The sequence below is a fragment of the Sorangium sp. So ce124 genome, from assembly GCF_051525235.1.
GTDB lineage: Bacteria > Myxococcota_A > Polyangia > Polyangiales > Polyangiaceae > Sorangium > Sorangium atrum.
This window is the reverse complement of sequence record NZ_CP150312.1, coordinates 6,933,434-6,950,393: the sequence shown is the minus strand read 5'-3', so window position 1 is coordinate 6,950,393 and position 16,960 is coordinate 6,933,434. Positions and strand designations below refer to the sequence as shown.

Sequence of the window (16,960 nt, the reverse complement as noted above, 5' to 3'; positions counted from 1 at the left end):
GCCGCGCCGGCGCCGGCGCCGGCCTTCACATGGACCAGCGGAGTCCGGCGTAGCGCGGGCCGATGACGAGCTCGGGCGGCGGCGCCGGCGCGGAGGCGGCCTGCTTCTCGGGCTGCACCGGCACCTTGCGGCCGCCGATGATGGCCAGCGGGATGCCGACGCCGGCGAGGACGAGCCCGCCGACGACGAGCCCGACCCCGGCGCCTTCCGTGTCGTCTTCCTCGTAGACCTCGTCGTCGGCGAACGGGTCGCTGGAGTCGTATCCGCAGCTGTCGCCGGAGCACGAGGAGGAGGAGGCGAGCACCAGGCCCCCGCCCAGGAGGGCGACGGTGCCGAGGCTCGTCAGGACGATGCCCGTGACCATCATCCCCTTGCTGCGGCGCTTGGTCAGCGGCGCAGCCGGAGGCGCCGGCGCATGCGCGGCGACCGGCGCGAATGGAGCGCCGCTCGCTCGCAGCGCGGCGGCGCCCGCGGGTGCCGTGGCGCCGCTCGGCGGGGGCGCTGCGGCGCCGGCGGGCGCGGGGGGGCCGCTCGGCGGGAGCGCGGCGTCGCGCGCCGGCGCGCCCGGGGGCAGCGGCGGGATGGCCAGCGTCTCCGAGGCGCCCGCCCGGCTGAGCTCCACGGACCTCGCGAACGGCGCTCGGCCGGCGGCGGAGGCCTCGACCGTGTGCTTCCCGGGATCCACGGGCACCGGCGTGCCCCACTGCGCGCGCCCCACGAGGGCGCCGTCGCGCTTCACCTGGAGGTCGGCCGGGGAGTCGGCCGGCGCCGTGATCGTCAGCCGGATGAGCCGCGGCTCGAGCGCGGCGGCGCGCTGCCGGGCGACCTTCTCGCGCTCCAGCTGGCCGGCGGCCTTCGACGCGCCGGCCACCTCGAGGAACATCGACCAGGCGCTCGCCGTCCGGCCGAGCTGCTCGTAGCAGGCCGCGAGGTTGAACTGCGTGCCGATCCCCGGGTCGAGCCGCTGGCTCTCCTCGAGCTTGGGGCACGCGTCGGCGTATTTGCCCTGGGCCATCAGCTGCTTGGCCGCGTCGAACAGCGCCTGCGCGGCCGCCGTGTCGGCCCTCGCGTCGCGGCCGCCCAGCAGGGCGGCAAGGAACATCGCGAGCGCCAGCAGGCGCCCGAGGTGCTGCACGGGCAGGCTCGTCATCGTGGTGTCCTCACTTGCGATCGTCGAACAGGTTGCCGCCGGGCGGCGCAGCGGCCGGGGCGGCGGGCGGCCGGGTGGCCGGAGCCTGCTGCGTGGCGCTCGCGGCGGCCGGGGGTCGCGGCGCGGCGCTCGGCCGCCGCGGCGCGGCGAGCTTGCCGCTGGCCGTCGCCGCGGGGGGGATCTCGGCCGGGGCCGGCGCCGCGGTGCGGTCGTCCGTCGGCGCCGGGGCCTCGGCGCCGCCGGGCGTGACGGTCGGCGAGAGCGACGCGGGCGCGGTCGGCGGCTGTGCCGCGGCGTCCGCCGGCGACGGCGCGGCTGAGGCGCTGGCGGTCGGCTCGGTCGCTGCGCCGTCGCCGCGCGCGCGGGACGTCAGGAACGCGAAGACCGCGATTGCGGCGATCAGCGACACGAAGGCGCCGGCCGCGACGGCGAGCCCCACCGGCCGCTTTCGCGTCACGACCGTCCCGCTCCACGTCGGCGAGGTGTTCAGCGACGTGTTCACAACGGTCGGTGAGGTCACCCCGCTCGCCGAAGGGAGCTCCGGCCGCGGGGGCCCCGAGCTCCGCGAGATCCCGCTGATCCGGTCGACGGAGAGCCGGGCCCGCCCGGTCGCGAACGGCGCGAGCGCCTCGGCCAGCTCCCCGACGTGGCGGAACCGCTGCTCCGGCAGCTTCTCCAGGCACTTGCGGATCACCGCCTCGAGCGCCCGGGGCACGTCGGAGCGGAACGCGGCGAGGGGGCTCGGGATCCCCTGCATGATCGCCACGCAGAGCTGCGGCATCGTCGCGCCGTCGAACGGCGGCGCGCCGGTGAGCAGCTCGAACAGGATGACGCCGAGCGACCAGATGTCGGTGCGCGCGTCGACGTCGCGCGAGGACTTGAGCTGCTCGGGCGACATGTAGAGCGGCGACCCCATGATGGCCTTCGTGTCGGTGATCCGCGGGTCGGAGCCGCCGGTCGCCACCTTCGAGATGCCGAAGTCGAGCACCTTCACGCACGGCGAGCTGTCCGCGCGCCGCGTGAGGAACAGGTTCGCGGGCTTGAGGTCGCGGTGGATGATGCCCGCGGCGTGCGCCTCGGCGAGCGCCTCGCAGGCCTGGAGGACGTACTCGACGGCCGCCTGCGGGGTCATCGGCCCGCCCGCGCGGAGCGCGTCGGCGAGGTCGCTGCCCGACAGGTACTCCATCACCATGTACGGCGTGCCGGACTCGAGCGTCCCGACGTCCGTCACGCGCGCCACGTGCTCGCTCTTGACCTTCACCGCGGCGCGCGCCTCGCGCACGAAGCGCTCGGCGAGCGTGCGCGACTTCGCCGCCTCCGGCAGGAGCAGCTTGATCGCGACCCGCTCCTCCAGCTGGAGGTGGGTCGCGGCGACGACGACGCCCATCCCGCCGGCGCCGATCACCCGCTCGACGCGGTACTTCTCGGCGATGACCTGCCCCGGTCGCACCAGCCCCTCGGCTTCGTCGTGTGTCGGCGCGGTGGTCGTCATGGCTCGGTCCCTTCGCGCGCCGGACCGCGGACCCCGTGAACAGCGCGATCTTTGCGAAAAATCCGGTGCAAAGCCAGCCAACGATAGCCGCCGGACGGACGGCAATCAATCTCGGGGCTTGGCTCCGCCGCGCTGGCGTGGCCTGCGCGCCGTCGGGTTCGTGCCATCACCAGCGCGTGCCGGCGCGCCGCCGCCCGCGCCGGCGCGCCGCCGCCCCTGCCGGCGCGCCGCGTCCCCGTGCCCGCGCGCCGTGGCGTCCCCAGGGTCCCTCCCGTCCTCCCGCCAGGACGCTTCCCCCGGCCGTGAATCCGGGAGAACATCGCTCACCTCATGGAGCACGGTTACCCCGGCGGCGCCAGTGAGCGGCGCCAGCGGATCCTCGAGGCGACAGAGCGGCTCCTCCGCCGGTACGGGCCTGCCAAGACCACCGTCGCCGATATCGCGCGCGAGGCCGAGATCGCGGTCGGCGCCGTGTACCTGGAGTTCGCCTCGAAGGACGCGATCGTCGAGGAGCTCTCCCAGGGCGAGCACCGCGCCGTCATGGCCGCGATGCGCGCCGCCGCGGCCGGGGACGGCGTGCCCTTCTGCGACCGGCTGCGGGCGGTGTTCGACGCCCGCGCGCGCGCTTTCCTCGAGCTCGCCGGCTCGGGCGCGCACGCGTGCGATCTCGTGCATTGCCAGAGCCGCGCCGTGAAGGCAGCCCACGCCCGCTTCCTCGACGAGGAGCGCGCGCTCCTCCGCGATCTCGTCGCGCGCGGCGCCGGCGCCGGCGAGCTCGACGCCGCCGACCCCGAGCTCACCGCGCGCGCCCTCCTGCGCGCCTATGCGAGCTTCGCGCCTCCGTGGCTGTTCCAGAGCTCCCGTGAAGAGGTGGAGGCGATGCTGTCCGCGGTCCACCGGATCGTCCTTTACGGCCTCGTCGGCCGCGAGCCTGCCCGCGCCGCCCGCAAGCCCGAGCGCTGAGTCCGCGCCGTCAGCCTCAGGGCCTGCGCAGGCTCGCGGCCTCGGATACGACCCAGTCCCTGAAGGCGGCCACCGGCTTTCGCCGCAGGCTCGCGCGCGTGCTCACGAGGTAGTAAGCGAGGCCCGTCGGAAGCGCCGGGAGCCTGGGAAAGAGCAGTACCAGGCGGCCGAGATCGAGCTCCGCGGCCGCGAGCGACCAGCGCGCGAGCGCCACCCCCTGACCGCGCACCGCCGCATCCACGAGCATCGACGAGTCGGTGAGCTGGCTCTGGCGCACCCGGGCCGGGAGGCGGCGCGAGCGCTCGCGAAACCAGCGGCCCCAGGCGTCGGGGTGGTCGTCGCCGAGCAACACCTCGTGGCTCAGGTCCTCGACGCGCCAGCGCGCGCGCTTGCTCGCGACGCTCGGCGCGGCGGCCACGATGAGGGCGTCGTCCGCCAGCTTGACGGTGACCAGGCCCGGGTAGCTGCCGAGGCCATAACGGATGCCGATGTCCACAGGCTCTCTCGCGAGATCGATGAGGCGTTCGGTGGCGGAGATGCGCACGTCCACCTCCGGGTGGCTCACAAGGAACTGCCCGAGCCGCGGCACGAGCCAGCGCGCCCCGAACGACGGCGTGACGCTGACCGATACGGCGGGCCGCGCGTCCGCGGCGGGCCGCCGCAAGCGGGCGTTCGCCTCGCGCAGCCGGGCGAACACGACGCCCAGCTCCGCAGCCCAGCGCTCGCCGTCCTCCGTCAGGCTGATGCCGTGCGGCGAGCGCCGGAACAGCGCCGTCTCCAGCGTGTCCTCGAGGGCGCGGATCTGGTGGCTGACGGCTGTCTGGGTCACGCCCAGCTCGCGCGCCGCGTGGGTGACGCTCGAATGGCGCGCCGCGGCCTCGAACGCCTGCAGGGCGGTGAGCGACGGCAGCGGCGGAGGGCGATCCCCCGGGGCGGGGCCGGTCATGAGAATTTCTCATGGTTCATGGAAAACATTCGTTCGCTCGTCCTGATGCGCCGGGGTATCCCGGGAGCCATGAAGCTCTACCGACTCCGATATAGCCCCTTCGCCCGCAAAGTTCAGATGCTTCTCGACCTCCTGGCTCGCCCGTACGAGCTGGTCGAGGTGCCGTACGACGATCGCGACGAGCTGGCCCGCGTGACCGGCGGCTATATCTACGTGCCCGTGCTGGTCGGCGACGACGGCCAGGTGACGGTCGAGTCGCGGCGGATCTGCGAGCTCCTGCTCGAGGACCCTGCCGCCAGGCGCTTGACGCTGGACGCCCTCGAGGGGCCGGTCTGGGCGTACGCGGACTTCTGCGACGGACCGCTCGAGGACGTGCTGTTTCGGGTCGCGTCGCCGCGCATCCGCGACGCCTGGGAGCGGCCGGGTCAGCGCGCCCTGTACACGCTGATCAAGGAGCGCAAGTTCGGCGCCGGCTGTATCGAGCAGTGGGAGCGCGACACGCCGGCGCTGCTCGATCGCGCGCGGACCCTGCTCGCGCCGACCGTCAGGACGCTGAAGCGAGCGCCGTTCCTGTTCGGCGAGGCCCCGAGCCTCGCGGACGCGGCGCTTTACGGCAACCTGGCGATGTTGTTCGAGGCGGACCGGGCGCTGCCCGGAGCGCTGGCGGCGGAGCTGCCGGGGTACATATCCCGGCTCGAGCGGCTCATCCCGTCGCGGTGAGCCTGGGCTCCCCCGCCGCGCTCATCGCCCCGCTTCGCAGGATTCACCAGTTCGGCTCAGCTGCAGATGCCCTCGACGCACTCGCTGCCGCTCGGGCAATCGCAGTTCGCCTCGCAGGAGATGGCCGGCTCCGGCGGGGGCGCGCAATAGCCACCCTCGCACGAGTCGCCCTCGGGGCACTCGCACGAGGCCGCGCACGGCGTCTTGCAGGTCCCTTCGACGCACACGTCGCCGCTCGGGCAGTCGCACGACGCCTGGCAGGCGCCCGGGGTTCCTGGTGAGCTTTCGCCGCCGCCGCTCGCGCTGCTCTCGCCGCCGCTCGCGCTGCTCTCGCCGCCGCTCGCGCTGCTCTCGCCGCCGCTGCTGCTCGCGCCGTCCTCGCCGTCGGGTTCCTCGTCCCGATCCGGGCGCCCGAAGTCGGGAGCGTCGGGAGCGTCGATACAGTCATCGCTCCAGTCGCAGTCGTCGCCAGTCTCGATGTAGCAACCGACCGTCGTCATCGAGATAAAGGACAAAGAGAGACCGAGACCCCACTCGAAGGCCGTGCGCATGTTCATGTGTCATCACTCCTGATCAGCGATGGATCCAGGGCAGCGGCGCGGCTCGTCGGCGCGGCGCCCTCTGCCCACTCGGAGCTGCGTGCCCGCTGCTACGCGCTCCGTTCAACGGATCGCGCCCCTGCGCACGATCTCGACGGCCGCCGGTCCGGAGCTCCCGGGCGGCGGGATGGCCCCCGGCGGTCGATCGCGCCCCCTGGCCGTCGATTTCAGCCGTCCGGACCCCCGGCTGTCGATTTTGCCGACCGGCGTTGAACGTTCCGGACCCCTCCGGGCACGAAACCGACGCGCCGACCATGAACGCTCTCCTCCACGCCGGGCACGACGGGGTGTGCCTCATGTCGACCCGGGCTCTCCGACGCTTGTTGATGGCAAACGGGCAACGCCGCCGGGCGCGTTCGGGTGTAACGATGATGGCGCAGGGATGGACCGAGATGGGACGGAGCGAGCAGCGGGTTTTCCGGGGGCAGAGCCGTCCGGCGACGTCGAGCCCCCGCGCGCCGGGGAGAGGTGGCGACCGATGAAGACCATGGCGCTCCTCATGCCGTTCTTCTTCGCCCGCGGCGCCGAGCGCGCGCAGGACGCGGAGGAGGACCTCGTCGAGCGGCTGCGGCGCGGGGACGCCGCGGCGGTCGGCGAGGCGTACGACAAGCACTACGGCGCGGTGCGCGGGTTCGCCCGCCGCCTCACCGGCGACGACGCGTCCGCCGAGGACCTGGCCCACGACGTCTTCCTCAGCCTGCCGCAGGCCGCGCAGCGGTTCCGCGGCGGCTCGTCGCTCAAGACGTTCCTCATCGCGATCGCGGTCAACCACGCCCGCCACCACCTCCGCTCGGCGGCGCGGCGCCGCGCGGCCATGGAGCGGCTCGCCCTGGAGCCGGACGAGGAGCAGGCGTCGAGCCCCGAGCGGGAGGCCGGCCGCGCCGCGCTCGCCCAGGCCCTGAACCGCGCCCTCGACGCGCTGCCGACGGCGCAGCGCGTGGCGTTCGTGCTCTGCGAGGTCGAGGAGCGCAGCGCGCGAGAGGCATCCGAGATCATGGGCGTGCCCGAGGCCACCGTGCGCACGCGGCTGTTCCACGCCAAGCAGAAGCTCCGGACGCTGCTGGAAGAGAGGGCGCCGTGAAGGAGAAGGACGACGTGCTCCGCGAGGCCGCGCGCGCGCTGCGCGCGGAGGCAGACGCGTCGCGCGGCCGCCGCGACGAGACGCGCGCCCGCGTGATGAGGAGCCTGAAGGCCCAGCGCGCCCGTCGCCTCGCGATGGTCCGCGTGGTGGTCCCGCTGGCCGCCGTGCTCGTCGGATCGGTCGCGTGGGCCTCGGCCGCGCGCTGGTTTCCAGGCGGCTGGGACGACGTCGCGTCGCGGCTCGGGCTGCGCGTCTCCGAGGCGCCCAGCATGCCGCCCGCGCCGCCGCCGCAGCGCGTGCTGTCCGGACAGCGGCGCGCGGCCGAGGCGCCCGCGCCGCCGGAGGCCGAGGCGCCCGCGCCGCCGGAGGCCGAGGCGCCCGCGCCGCCCGCGGCCGAGGCGAGCGCGGAGGCGGTCGCGCCGGAGCAGCCGCCGCTGCCTGCGCCGATCGCGGAGCCCCCGATCACCCCCGCGCCGCCGCGCGCGCAGGTGCTGGCGGTCGCGCCGGTCCGGTCCGCCTCGCGCCCGGTCGCGGCCGTCGCGCCGAGCGCCGCGCGCCTGCCAGCCGCGCCGCGGCCGGCCGCGGGCGATCCGCAGGCCATCGAGCGCCCGCCGGCCGGCCCCGACGCGGACGCGCTCTATCAGGCGGCGCACCGCGCGCACTTCGTCGAGCGCAGCCCGGCGGCCGCGCTCGATGCGTGGAACGCGTACCTGGCCGCCGCCCCGCGCGGCCGCTTCGCGGTGGAGGCCCAGTACAACCGCGCCCTCTGCCTGGTGCGCCTCGGCCGCGCGGACGAGGCGCGGCGGGCGCTCGAGCCGTTCGCGCAGGGCGCCTTCGGCGGCTACCGCCAGACCGAGTCGCGCTCGCTGCTCGAGGCGATGCGCGGCGCGGACGAGTGAACGTCGCGGCGCGTGAACGAACGCGACGCGAGCGGGCACAGCACGGTCGATGAACACACCCGCCCTCGCACCTCTCCCCGCGCCGCCGCGGGGCTCGCCGCGCGGTGACCGGAAGACGTCCGCGCGCGGCGCAGGCCTCCGCGCGGGCGTCCTCCTTCTGCATGCGCTCGCGGCGGCGGGCGCGCTCGCCGCGGTCACCGCGCCTCCCGCGCCTGCGCTCGCCGAGGAGCCGAGCGCCTCGGGCGTCGATCTCGTCGTCGACGGCGTGCCGTGGACGCTCGATCCAGACGCGGTGCGCGCCGCCATCGGGAGCGAGCTCGGCGCCGGCGTGACGCTGGCCCCCGCGGCGACCGCCGGGCGCCCCACGCTCGTCCTTCGCGGCGAGCCCGACGGCCGCGTCACGCTGAGCTACAGCGCCGCGGACGGCCGCCGCATCGAGCGCACCATCGACGTCCCCGCGGAGCCCGATCGCGCCGCCGAGGCGATCGCCCTGCTCGCGGGCAACCTCGTCCGGGACGAGGCGGCGGAGCTCGCGGCGGCGTTCGGCAAGCGCCCGCCCGAGGCGCCGCCCGCCGCGCAGCCGGAGACCGCAGCGCGCCCGGCGCCGCCCGCCGCAGGCGGGAAGTCCGCGCCTCCCCGCGGCGCGCGCCCCGCGCAGGCCGGACGCGGCGCGCAGGCCGCGCGCGCCGCGTCCTCGGAGCCTCTTCGGTGCGCGCTCCCCGGCGCGAAGGCCGTCCTCCTCGGCGCCGACGTCCTCCCGTTCGTCGGCACCTCGACCTTCGACGGCACGAACGTCGTCCGCCGCTACTCGCTGAACCTCATCGCCGGGTACACGGCGGGCGTCGCGGGCCTCGAGCTCGGCGTCGGGGTCAACATCGCTTCGTCGTTCCTGTGCGGCGCGCAGCTCTCGTCCGTCGCCAACCTCGTGCTCGGTCCGGCGCGCGGCGCGCAGATCACGACGGGGCTCAACGTCGCCGGCTCGCTCCAGGGCGCGCAGGTCGGCTCGCTCAACGTCGCCGCCGGCCCGGTCACGGGCGCGCAGGGCGGCGTGATCAACGCCGCCATCGGCGCCGTGGACGGGGCGCAGCTCGGCGTGGCCAACGTCGCGGCGGGCGCCTCGATCGACCTGCAGGTCGGCGTGGCCAACGTCGCCGTGAGCGACGCGACCGACGTGCAGGTCGGCGTGGCCAACGTCGCCGCGGGCGCAGCGACCGACGTGCAGGCCGGCGTCGTCAACGTGGCCGCGGGCAAGTCGACAGGCACGCAGATCAGCGTGGCCAACGTGGCAGCGGGCGAGTCGACAGGCCTGCAGATCGGGCTCCTGAACGTCGCCACCGGCAAGGTGGGGGGCGCGCAGATCGGCCTCGTCAACTACGCCGACGAGTCGCCGTTCTCGCTCGGGCTGCTCAACTTCATCCGCAAGGGCCGCCTGCACGTGGACGTCTGGGGGCTCGAGTCCGGCATCGTGGTGGCCGGCGTCAAGAACGGGAGCGACCACATCCACAACATCTACGGGATCGGCCTTCGCACGATCGGCAACCGCCCTCTCCTGGTCTCCGCGCTCGGCCTGGGCGGCCGCATCTCCATCCACCAGCGCGCCTATATCGACCTCGACGTGCTCGGGTACACGCTCCACGAGCCCTCGACGCTCGAGCCCGCGGCCACGATCGCGCAGGCGCGCGCGCTCCTCGGCTTCCGCCTCTTCCCGGAGCTCGCGATCTTCGGAGGCCCCAGCTTCAACGTCGCGTTCAGCGGCACCCCGAAGGACGCCCAGCTCAGCCCCTACGGCAGCGCCCCCCTCGGCTCCGACGCCAGCAGCACCGAGCGCGCCTGGCCCGGCGTCGTGCTCGGCGTACAGGCGTTCTGATCCTGCCGTCGCGCTCGCTGGCGGGGGCGGGTTGACGGGCGCGTGAACGAATTTACTTTTCGTTCATCGATTCATGGAGCTCGCCCGAGCGGTTGCTCGCGGCGGTCTACGTGAGCCCATCCGCGCGCTGCGCCGCCCTCACGGGCGGAGGTGCGGCGCGCTGTCCACGCAGTCAACCGAACCTTCCACCGATCCGGCACGGATGGCGCGAGCCGACCGCTGCCACAGGAGTTCGCATGAGCCAGCTTCGCAGCGGCGCCAGCGCGCCTCGTTCCCCTTTTCCCCTGCTCCCGCTCCGCACCGGCGTCCTCTTTCCCGGCACCGTGCTCACGCTCCCGGTGGGTCGCCCCCGCTCGGTGGCGCTGCTCAACGCCGTCCACGCCGGCGACGTGATCGGCGTCATCGCGCAGCGCGATCCGAAGCGCGAGGATCCGCGGCGCGAGGACCTCCACGACATCGGCACGTTCGCCCGGGTCGTCGACATCTCGCGCGTCTCGAACGGCTACCGGCTGGTGATCGAGGGGCTCGATCGCTTCGCGCTCTCGGCCCTGGTCGAGACCGAGCCGACGTGGCGGGCCGAGGGCACGCTCGCGCCCGAGTTCCTCGGCGACGCCGAGGAGGCGCGCCTGCTCGCGGCGTCGCTGCGCGAGCGCGCCCGGGAGGTCGGCCCGAAGACGGGGACCAACCTCGCCGAGATCGCCGCGACGAGCCGGGCGGAGCCGGGCGTCTTCGCGGATCAGGTCGCCGGCGCGCTCGGCCTGCCCACCGAGAAGGAGATGGAAGTGCTCTCCGAGCTCCGGGTGGTGCCGCGGCTCCAGCGGGTCGCCGGCCTGCTCGCCGAGGCGTCCGCGCTGGCGGACCTGAAGAAGAAGATCGACGGCGACGTGCGGCGCGAGCTCGGCAAGGGCCAGCGCGAGGCGATCCTCCGCGAGCAGCTCCGGGCCATCCAGAAGGAGCTCGCGGGCGGCGAGGAGGGCGAGGACGAGCTGTCGGCTCTCCGGCGGCGCCTCGACGAGGCCGGGCTCCCCGAGGAGGCGCGCGCGGTCGCCGATCGGGAGCTCCGCCGGCTCGACTCGGTCGGCCCGCAGAGCGCGGAGCACAACGTGATCCGCACGTACCTCGAGTGGATCGCGGACCTGCCGTGGAGCGCGAGGGCGGAGGTGAAGGACGACCTCGACGCGGTGAAGGCGAAGCTCGACGAGGATCACCGCGGCCTCGACGACGTGAAGCGCCGCATCCTGGAGCACATGGCGGTGCTCAAGCTGACCGGGAAGGCGCGCGCGACGATCCTGTGCTTCGCGGGTCCGCCCGGCGTAGGCAAGACCTCGCTCGGCCAGTCGATCGCCGACGCCACGGGCCGCCCGTTCGTGCGCATCTCGCTCGGCGGGGTGCACGACGAGGCGGAGCTGCGCGGCCACCGGCGGACGTACGTCGGCGCGCTGCCCGGCCGGATCGTGCACGCGCTGAAGAAGGCCAAGGTGAGGAACCCGATCGTGCTCCTCGACGAGGTCGACAAGCTGGGCGCCGGGTGGCGGGGCTCGCCCGAGGCGGCGCTCCTGGAGGTGCTCGATCCGGAGCAGAACCGGACGTTCGTCGATCACTACCTGGAGCTCCCGTTCGATCTGTCGGAGGTCGTCTTCCTCTGCACGGTGAACGATCTCGGGGCGCTCTCGGCGCCGCTCCGGGACCGGCTCGAGGTCATCGAGCTGTCCGGCTACACGCCGGACGAGAAGATCGCGATCGCGCGGTCGCACCTCGTCCCGAAGCAGCTCAAGGAGCACGCGATCGACCCGGCGTCGCTGTCGATCACGGACGAGGCGCTCGCGGCGATCGTGCGTGACTACACGCGCGAGGCCGGGGTGCGGCAGCTCGGCCGGGAGATCAAGAAGCTCTGCCGGGCGGTCGCGCTGGAGATCGCGCGCGCGGCGGACGGCAAGGCGCCGCGCGTGGTGGTCGAGGCGAGCAATCTCGGGACGTACCTCGGCAAGATCCGGTTCTTCAGCGACGTGGCGGAGCGGACGAGCGTCGCTGGTGTTGCGACAGGGCTCGCCTGGACGCCGGTGGGCGGGGACATCCTGTTCATCGAGACGTCGCGGATGCCGGGGAAGGGGAGGGTCGAGATCACGGGCCAGCTCGGCGACGTGATGAAAGAGTCGGCGAAGGCGGCGCTCACCTACGTGCGCAGCCACGCGGTCGAGCTCGGCGTCGACACGGCGAAGCTCGAGGCGGAGGACCTGCACATCCACGTCCCTGCGGGCGGCGTGCCCAAGGACGGGCCGTCAGCGGGCGTGACGATGTTCACGGCGCTGACGTCGCTCCTCTCCGGGCGGCGCGTGCGCTCGGACACGGCGATGACGGGCGAGTGCACGCTGCGCGGGCGGGTGCTGCCGGTCGGCGGGATCAAGTCCAAGGTGCTGGCGGCCCACCGCGCGGGGATCACGCGGGTCATCCTGCCGCAGAAGAACGCGCGCGACGCAGAGGAGATCCCGAAGGAGGTGCGGGCCGAGCTGGAGCTCATCTTCGTCGAGGACATGAGCCAGGTGATCGCGGCGGCGCTGGAGGAGGCGCCGATCGAGGCTGCGGCTCCGGGCGGCGCGGCAGGGGCGGCGGCGGGAGAGCCGGCGGCGGCTGCGTAGCGGAGAGGAGAGGGGCTGAGCCGAGCCGCCGCGCCAGCGGGGGGCTGTGCGCGGCGGCGCGCGGGTGGGCGCTCGGCCATCCGCCAAGACTGGGACGGGAGCGCTTGCGCTGAGAACACCGCCCGGCATGTCTCACTTCGGGCCATGCCTTCTGAAACGTTTCGTTGCGCGCCACATAAGGCGCGCCTGGGACGTGGAGCCCCCTGAGAGATTATGGCACCTCGTTCGGTGCTGGCCGCGCCCACCCGCGCGCCGCCGCGCACAGCCCCCCGCCGGCGCTCACGTTGTCTTGTGGGGACCGGGCGGGGGGCGCCGATTCATGACGTGGGCGCGAGCGCGGCTAGGGCGGCCTCGACGGCGAGCGACTTGACCTTCTCCATCGGTACGTCGGTGAACTCGATGACGCAGTCGGAGAGGCCGCCGATGGCGACCACGGCGCGGGCGCGGGCGGCGAGCGAGGGGCGAGGGCCGATGAGAAGGCGCATCAGGCGGCGGCGCCACTCGATCATGCGCATGCCGAGGTCGAGGTAGGCGAGCGTGGCGAGGTCGCGGACCACCATCGTGAGGGTGTCGCGGTGGCGGTGCAGGAGATCGAAGTAGTCGGCGAGAAGGGCTCGGGGGTCAGGCTGCGGGCCGCCCTCGCGCTCGGCGATGAACGCGTCCACGTCCGCGAGCAGCGGCTCGACGATGCTGGCGACGAGCGATTCGCGCGAGTCGAAGTGGTAGTAGAGCGCGGGCTTGGTGATGCCGAGGTGATCGGCGATCTCGCGCAGGCTGGTCCGCTGGACTCCCTGACGCGCGAACAGCTCGCGCGCCACCGCCTGGATTCGCGCCTTGGTGTCGGAGGGCCGGGCTCGGGTCACCCGCGCAGTGTAGCGGTTACTTACCGATCGGTAAGCCTTGTGCAAGGCGGGGCCGAATGCTTACCTATCGGTAAGTAAGGAGAGGCCCATGGAGATCCTCATTTCGGGGGCCAGCATCGCCGGTCCGGTGCTGGCCTACTGGCTCGAGCGGCACGGGTTTCGGCCGACGGTGGTGGAGCGGGCGCCGACGCTGCGCAAGACGGGCGGCCACGCGGTCGACCTGTTTCGGCCGGCGATGGACATCGTCGAGCGGATGGGCGTGCTGGCGCGGGTCGAGGCCAAGAAGACGGGCACCGAGCGCATGACGCTGCTGCGCGAGGGGGTGCAAGGGCAGGTCGACGTCGACGTCGGCCGGCTGATGCACGCGGTGTCCGACCGCCACGTCGAGATCATGCGCGATGATCTCAGCGAGATCTTCCACGACGCGACCCGGGACGACGTCGAGTACGTGTTCGGCGACTCGATCGCCTCGCTCGCCGAGGACGAGGCCGGTGTCGACGTGACGTTCGAGCGCGGCGCGCCGCGGCGCTTCGATCTGGTGATCGGCGCCGACGGGCTGCACTCGAACGTGCGGCGGCTGGTGTTCGGCGAGGAGCGGCAGTTCGCGCGTTTCATCGGCGCCTACCTCGCGGTGATCTCGATCCCCAACTACTTGCAGCTGCACGACCACGCGGTCGTGCTCGGCGGGGTCGGGCGGATGGCGGCGATCTACGGCTCGCACACGATCGACGACGCGCGCGCGGTGTTCCTGTTCCGCAGCCCGCGCGAGCTCGATGTCCACCACCGGGACATCGCGCGGCAGAAGCAATTGCTGCGCGAGGCGTTCGCCGGGGCCGGGTGGGAGGTGCCGCGGCTGATGGCCGAGCTCGATCGGACCCCGGCGTTCTACTTCGACTCGATCACGCAGCTGCGCATGGACTCGTGGTCACGCGGGCGCGTCACCCTGACCGGCGACGCCGGCTATTCGCCGGGGCCGGCGGTCGGCGGCAGCACCAGCCTCGCGGTGGTGGGCGCCTATATCCTCGCCGGCGAGCTGGCCGCGGCCGGCGGCGACCACGCGCGCGCGTTCCAGGCCTGCGAGCGCAAGCTGGCCGACTACGTGCGCCGCAGCCGGGTGTTCGCGCTGAACGCCGCCAGGCGCCTGGTCCCGGGCAGCCGGCTCGAGCTGTGGGCGCTGGCGCAGATCGGCCGCCTTGTCAGCGTGGCTCCGCGCGGGGTGTCGCGCGCGCTGGCCAAGCTGAGCAGCCATGGGGTCCGGCTGCACGACTCGATCGCGCTCGAGGAGTACGCGCGCTGCCTCGCAGCGACACGCCATCAGGCGCCCGCTGGCGGGCATACCGGCGCTACGGAAGCCGAGCAGCTACCGCTGACGTCTTCTCCTCGGCTTCGCGACCAGCTACCCGGTGAACTGGTGCTCCTCCGGAAAGGCATCAACGAGAAGATGTGAGGATGGATCGCGCGGCGTTCCATGGAAAGCGGGAGGCGCGGGACATCGCTCCCTCGACCCGCGCCCGGACGAGCGGCGCGAGCCACTTCTCGACGGCCGAGCGGGCATTAAGCTTCCTCCATGGATCTAGGGGCACGGCTCGCCACGCACGCATTCTCGGCTGGCGCTGCCGGCATCAGCTTCATCGTCCAGCCGATCCCGGGTTCGGACCAGCTGTTCGTCATTCCCATCCAGTACCTGCTCACGGCGTCGCTCGCGAAGGAGCGCGGCGCGCCCCTCTCGAAGGCGGCGTGGTCCCAGGTCCACCAGATCATCTGGGGCGGCGGCGCCCTTCGGCTCGTGCTCACCATGACGCTGGGGCTGATCCCGCTGGCCGGCGCGGTGACGAACGCGTTCACGGCGTTCGTCACGACCGAGTACCTCGGGCACTACGTGGATAGGGCCCTCGACAACCCGGACAAGCCGCCTCCTGCCCTGTCGATCCAGGATATCCTGGACTTCATCACGTCCCTCTTCACCACGCGAGCGCGGTAGGCAAGCGGTCCCTGGGTCGAGCTCACCCTGCGGCTCTTGGAGCCGAAGGACGAGCTCCTCGGGAGCGGCGCGGCGTCACCGCCAGATTCGCCGGTGGTTGCGACGGGAGCGTATCGCCACCGCCGCCACGGACCCCACGACGATCACGGCGGCCGCCGCGATGGCGACGCGCTGGCACGACGCGCGCCGCGGAGCGCTCGGGGGCGCTGGCGCTCCGTTGCGCTCGGCTGCTGGCGCCGGATGTGCAACGAGGCGTCTACACGAGGCGCATGTCCCAGTACGTGACAACCGATCGATCGGCGTGTTCGTCTGCAGCGTTGTCCGGGTGTCCATGGATCTCCGGGGCTCCGTCACGAACAGCGGCGCGCGCGCGGCATTCCCTGGGGGGGAGACATGGCGCTCCTCGCTCCGATGGCTGACCCGGCCCGCTCAGGTCGATTGCGGGAGCGACTCAGGAGCTTGCTGCCCGTCGCGACGCTCCTCGCTCTCGCGCTCGGCCTGCTCGTGTCCGGCCGAGACACCGGCGTCGCGCGGTGGTCGACCCGCGCCATGGACGGCCTCATGCGCTGGTACACAACCCTGGCGCCGGCTGTGATCTTCGTCGTCCTCGTGCCGACGTTCGTGAGCCTGCACCGGCAAGGGCGCCCGGGGCGGCTGCTCGCGTACGTCATGGGTTGGCTCGCCCTCAAGCGTCTGGCCGCGTGCCTGTTCGGGGTCGTCGTCACCTGGCTCGCGTTCGGGCTCCCGCTGCTCCCCAGCCACAGCACGGGCGCGCCGTTCGAGGCCGCGCGCACCCTCTACAGCTCCTCGGGCCTGGTCCTCTCGAGTCCGTGCTTCGTCGCCCTCTACGCCGGCATCGTGACGTCGTTCGCGGCATTACGTGCGCCGCGGGTCGCCCGCTCGCTGGAGCGCGCCGCGGATGCCCTGGAGCGCGCGGGAGGCGCCGTGCAGTGCCTGGTCCCGCTCTTCATGTTCGGGCTCGGCGCCTACCTCCGGAGTCTGCCTGCGCAGCTCGCCACGCAGACGCACGGAGGCCCCCTCGCGCGCGCCTCGATGGGGTCGCTCTCGCTCGGCGCCGGCAGCGCCGGTGGCCTCATGGTCTCCTACCTGCTCGTGTCCGGGATCGTCGGCGCCGCCTGCCTCGGCTTCCATGCGGCGAGCCTGCTGAGGATGAAGGCCGCGCTCCCGGAGTTCTCGCTGCGCGACTATTTCGTCAACTACTGGCTCAAGGTCTATCCGCTGCTGTGGGCATCGTGCAGCGAGGCGCTGGCGACGCCGCTCAACCTGCACCTCGTCCGCAAATGTTACCCGGCGGTGCCGCAGGAGCTCAGGCTCTTCGTGGTGGGCCTCGGCGGCTGGCTCAACGTCAATGGCACGTTGATCTGCGCGTTCGTCATGGCGGGCGCCGCCGCCCGCGTGGTCGGTCATCAGATCTCGCTGCTCGAGCTCACGCTCGTGGTGCCGATCGTGTTCCTGCTCGGGTATGTCGTGCCCGGCGTGCCGGGCGAGCTCGCCCTGTTCGCGGCCCCGCTCGGCCAGGCGCTGCACATCCCCGCGCACCTGCGCCCCTCCTTCATCGCGCTCTACATCGGGTTCAATTTCGGCCTCCCGGACTCCTTCCGGTCGGGCCAGAACTCGACCGACAGCTGCGTGAGCGCCCTCCAGCTGCTCGGCAGGTTGACGCGCCGCCGCGCGCGGCGCGCAGGAGCGAGCGGCACCGCCCGCCCGGCTTCACCGTGAACGCAGCCGCGGGGCGCTGACCC

14 protein-coding genes are annotated in these 16,960 nt (G+C 73.5%); 9 read left to right on the top strand and 5 right to left on the bottom strand.

The features are described from left to right. Positions 1-25: 25 nt before the first annotated feature. Positions 26-1,150, bottom strand: coding sequence for a hypothetical protein (locus WMF19_RS25955; RefSeq protein WP_437901567.1), 1,125 nt, complete (start codon positions 1,148-1,150; stop codon positions 26-28). 10 nt (positions 1,151-1,160) lie between these two features. After that, entirely contained in the window at positions 1,161-2,642 is a 1,482-nt protein-coding gene (locus WMF19_RS25950; protein WP_437901566.1) for a serine/threonine-protein kinase, read from the bottom strand. A gap of 330 nt (positions 2,643-2,972) precedes the next feature. Here WMF19_RS25950 and WMF19_RS25945 point away from each other — a divergent pair, with 330 nt between their 5' ends. Beyond that, complete coding sequence (locus WMF19_RS25945) at positions 2,973-3,605, top strand: TetR/AcrR family transcriptional regulator (protein ID WP_437322564.1); 633 nt, start codon at positions 2,973-2,975, stop codon at positions 3,603-3,605. A gap of 16 nt (positions 3,606-3,621) precedes the next feature. On the opposite strand, the gene gcvA is transcribed toward WMF19_RS25945, so the two are convergent. Then, positions 3,622-4,551: a transcriptional regulator GcvA gene (gene gcvA / locus WMF19_RS25940; protein ID WP_437901565.1), complete on the bottom strand. Its 930-nt coding sequence runs from the start codon at positions 4,549-4,551 to the stop codon at positions 3,622-3,624. Positions 4,552-4,569: 18 nt separating this feature from the next. Between gcvA and WMF19_RS25935 the strand changes: the two genes are divergently transcribed. Then, positions 4,570-5,271 (top strand): glutathione S-transferase family protein, encoded by a 702-nt coding sequence (locus WMF19_RS25935; RefSeq protein ID WP_437901564.1) that lies wholly within the window; start codon positions 4,570-4,572, stop codon positions 5,269-5,271. A 56-nt stretch (positions 5,272-5,327) separates the two neighbouring features. On the opposite strand, the gene WMF19_RS25930 is transcribed toward WMF19_RS25935, so the two are convergent. Beyond that, positions 5,328-5,828 (bottom strand): hypothetical protein, encoded by a 501-nt coding sequence (locus WMF19_RS25930; protein WP_437901563.1) that lies wholly within the window; start codon positions 5,826-5,828, stop codon positions 5,328-5,330. Between the two features lie 520 nt (positions 5,829-6,348). On the opposite strand from WMF19_RS25930, the gene WMF19_RS25925 reads away from it, so the two are divergent. The 4 genes from WMF19_RS25925 (at position 6,349) to lon (ending at position 12,353) form a co-directional block, all read left to right on the top strand. Then, positions 6,349-6,951 (top strand): RNA polymerase sigma factor, encoded by a 603-nt coding sequence (locus tag WMF19_RS25925; RefSeq protein WP_272093424.1) that lies wholly within the window; start codon positions 6,349-6,351, stop codon positions 6,949-6,951. Further along, on the top strand, positions 6,948-7,850 hold the full coding sequence (locus WMF19_RS25920; RefSeq protein WP_437901562.1) for a tetratricopeptide repeat protein: 903 nt from the start codon (positions 6,948-6,950) through the stop codon (positions 7,848-7,850). The genes WMF19_RS25925 and WMF19_RS25920 overlap by 4 nt, the downstream gene beginning before the upstream one ends. Positions 7,851-7,899: 49 nt before the next feature. Beyond that, entirely contained in the window at positions 7,900-9,717 is a 1,818-nt protein-coding gene (locus WMF19_RS25915; RefSeq protein WP_437901561.1) for an LA_2272 family surface repeat-containing protein, read from the top strand. A gap of 236 nt (positions 9,718-9,953) precedes the next feature. Further along, positions 9,954-12,353: an endopeptidase La gene (gene lon, locus WMF19_RS25910; protein WP_272093421.1), complete on the top strand. Its 2,400-nt coding sequence runs from the start codon at positions 9,954-9,956 to the stop codon at positions 12,351-12,353. Positions 12,354-12,670: 317 nt separating this feature from the next. On the opposite strand, the gene WMF19_RS25905 is transcribed toward lon, so the two are convergent. Beyond that, positions 12,671-13,261 carry a TetR/AcrR family transcriptional regulator gene (locus WMF19_RS25905; RefSeq protein ID WP_437901560.1) on the bottom strand — a complete coding sequence of 197 codons (591 nt, stop codon included), beginning with the start codon at positions 13,259-13,261 and terminating at the stop codon, positions 12,671-12,673. Between the two features lie 43 nt (positions 13,262-13,304). Here WMF19_RS25905 and WMF19_RS25900 point away from each other — a divergent pair, with 43 nt between their 5' ends. The 3 genes from WMF19_RS25900 to WMF19_RS25890 all read left to right on the top strand — a co-directional run bounded on the left by WMF19_RS25900 (position 13,305) and on the right by WMF19_RS25890 (position 16,937). Then, the gene (locus WMF19_RS25900; protein WP_437901676.1) at positions 13,305-14,663 is read left to right on the top strand and encodes an FAD-dependent monooxygenase; all 1,359 of its coding nucleotides are present in this window, start codon (positions 13,305-13,307) and stop codon (positions 14,661-14,663) included. A gap of 120 nt (positions 14,664-14,783) precedes the next feature. Beyond that, entirely contained in the window at positions 14,784-15,197 is a 414-nt protein-coding gene (locus WMF19_RS25895; protein ID WP_437901559.1) for a hypothetical protein, read from the top strand. A gap of 459 nt (positions 15,198-15,656) precedes the next feature. Beyond that, positions 15,657-16,937 carry a cation:dicarboxylate symporter family transporter gene (locus tag WMF19_RS25890; protein ID WP_437901558.1) on the top strand — a complete coding sequence of 427 codons (1,281 nt, stop codon included), beginning with the start codon at positions 15,657-15,659 and terminating at the stop codon, positions 16,935-16,937. Positions 16,938-16,960: the final 23 nt, after the last annotated feature.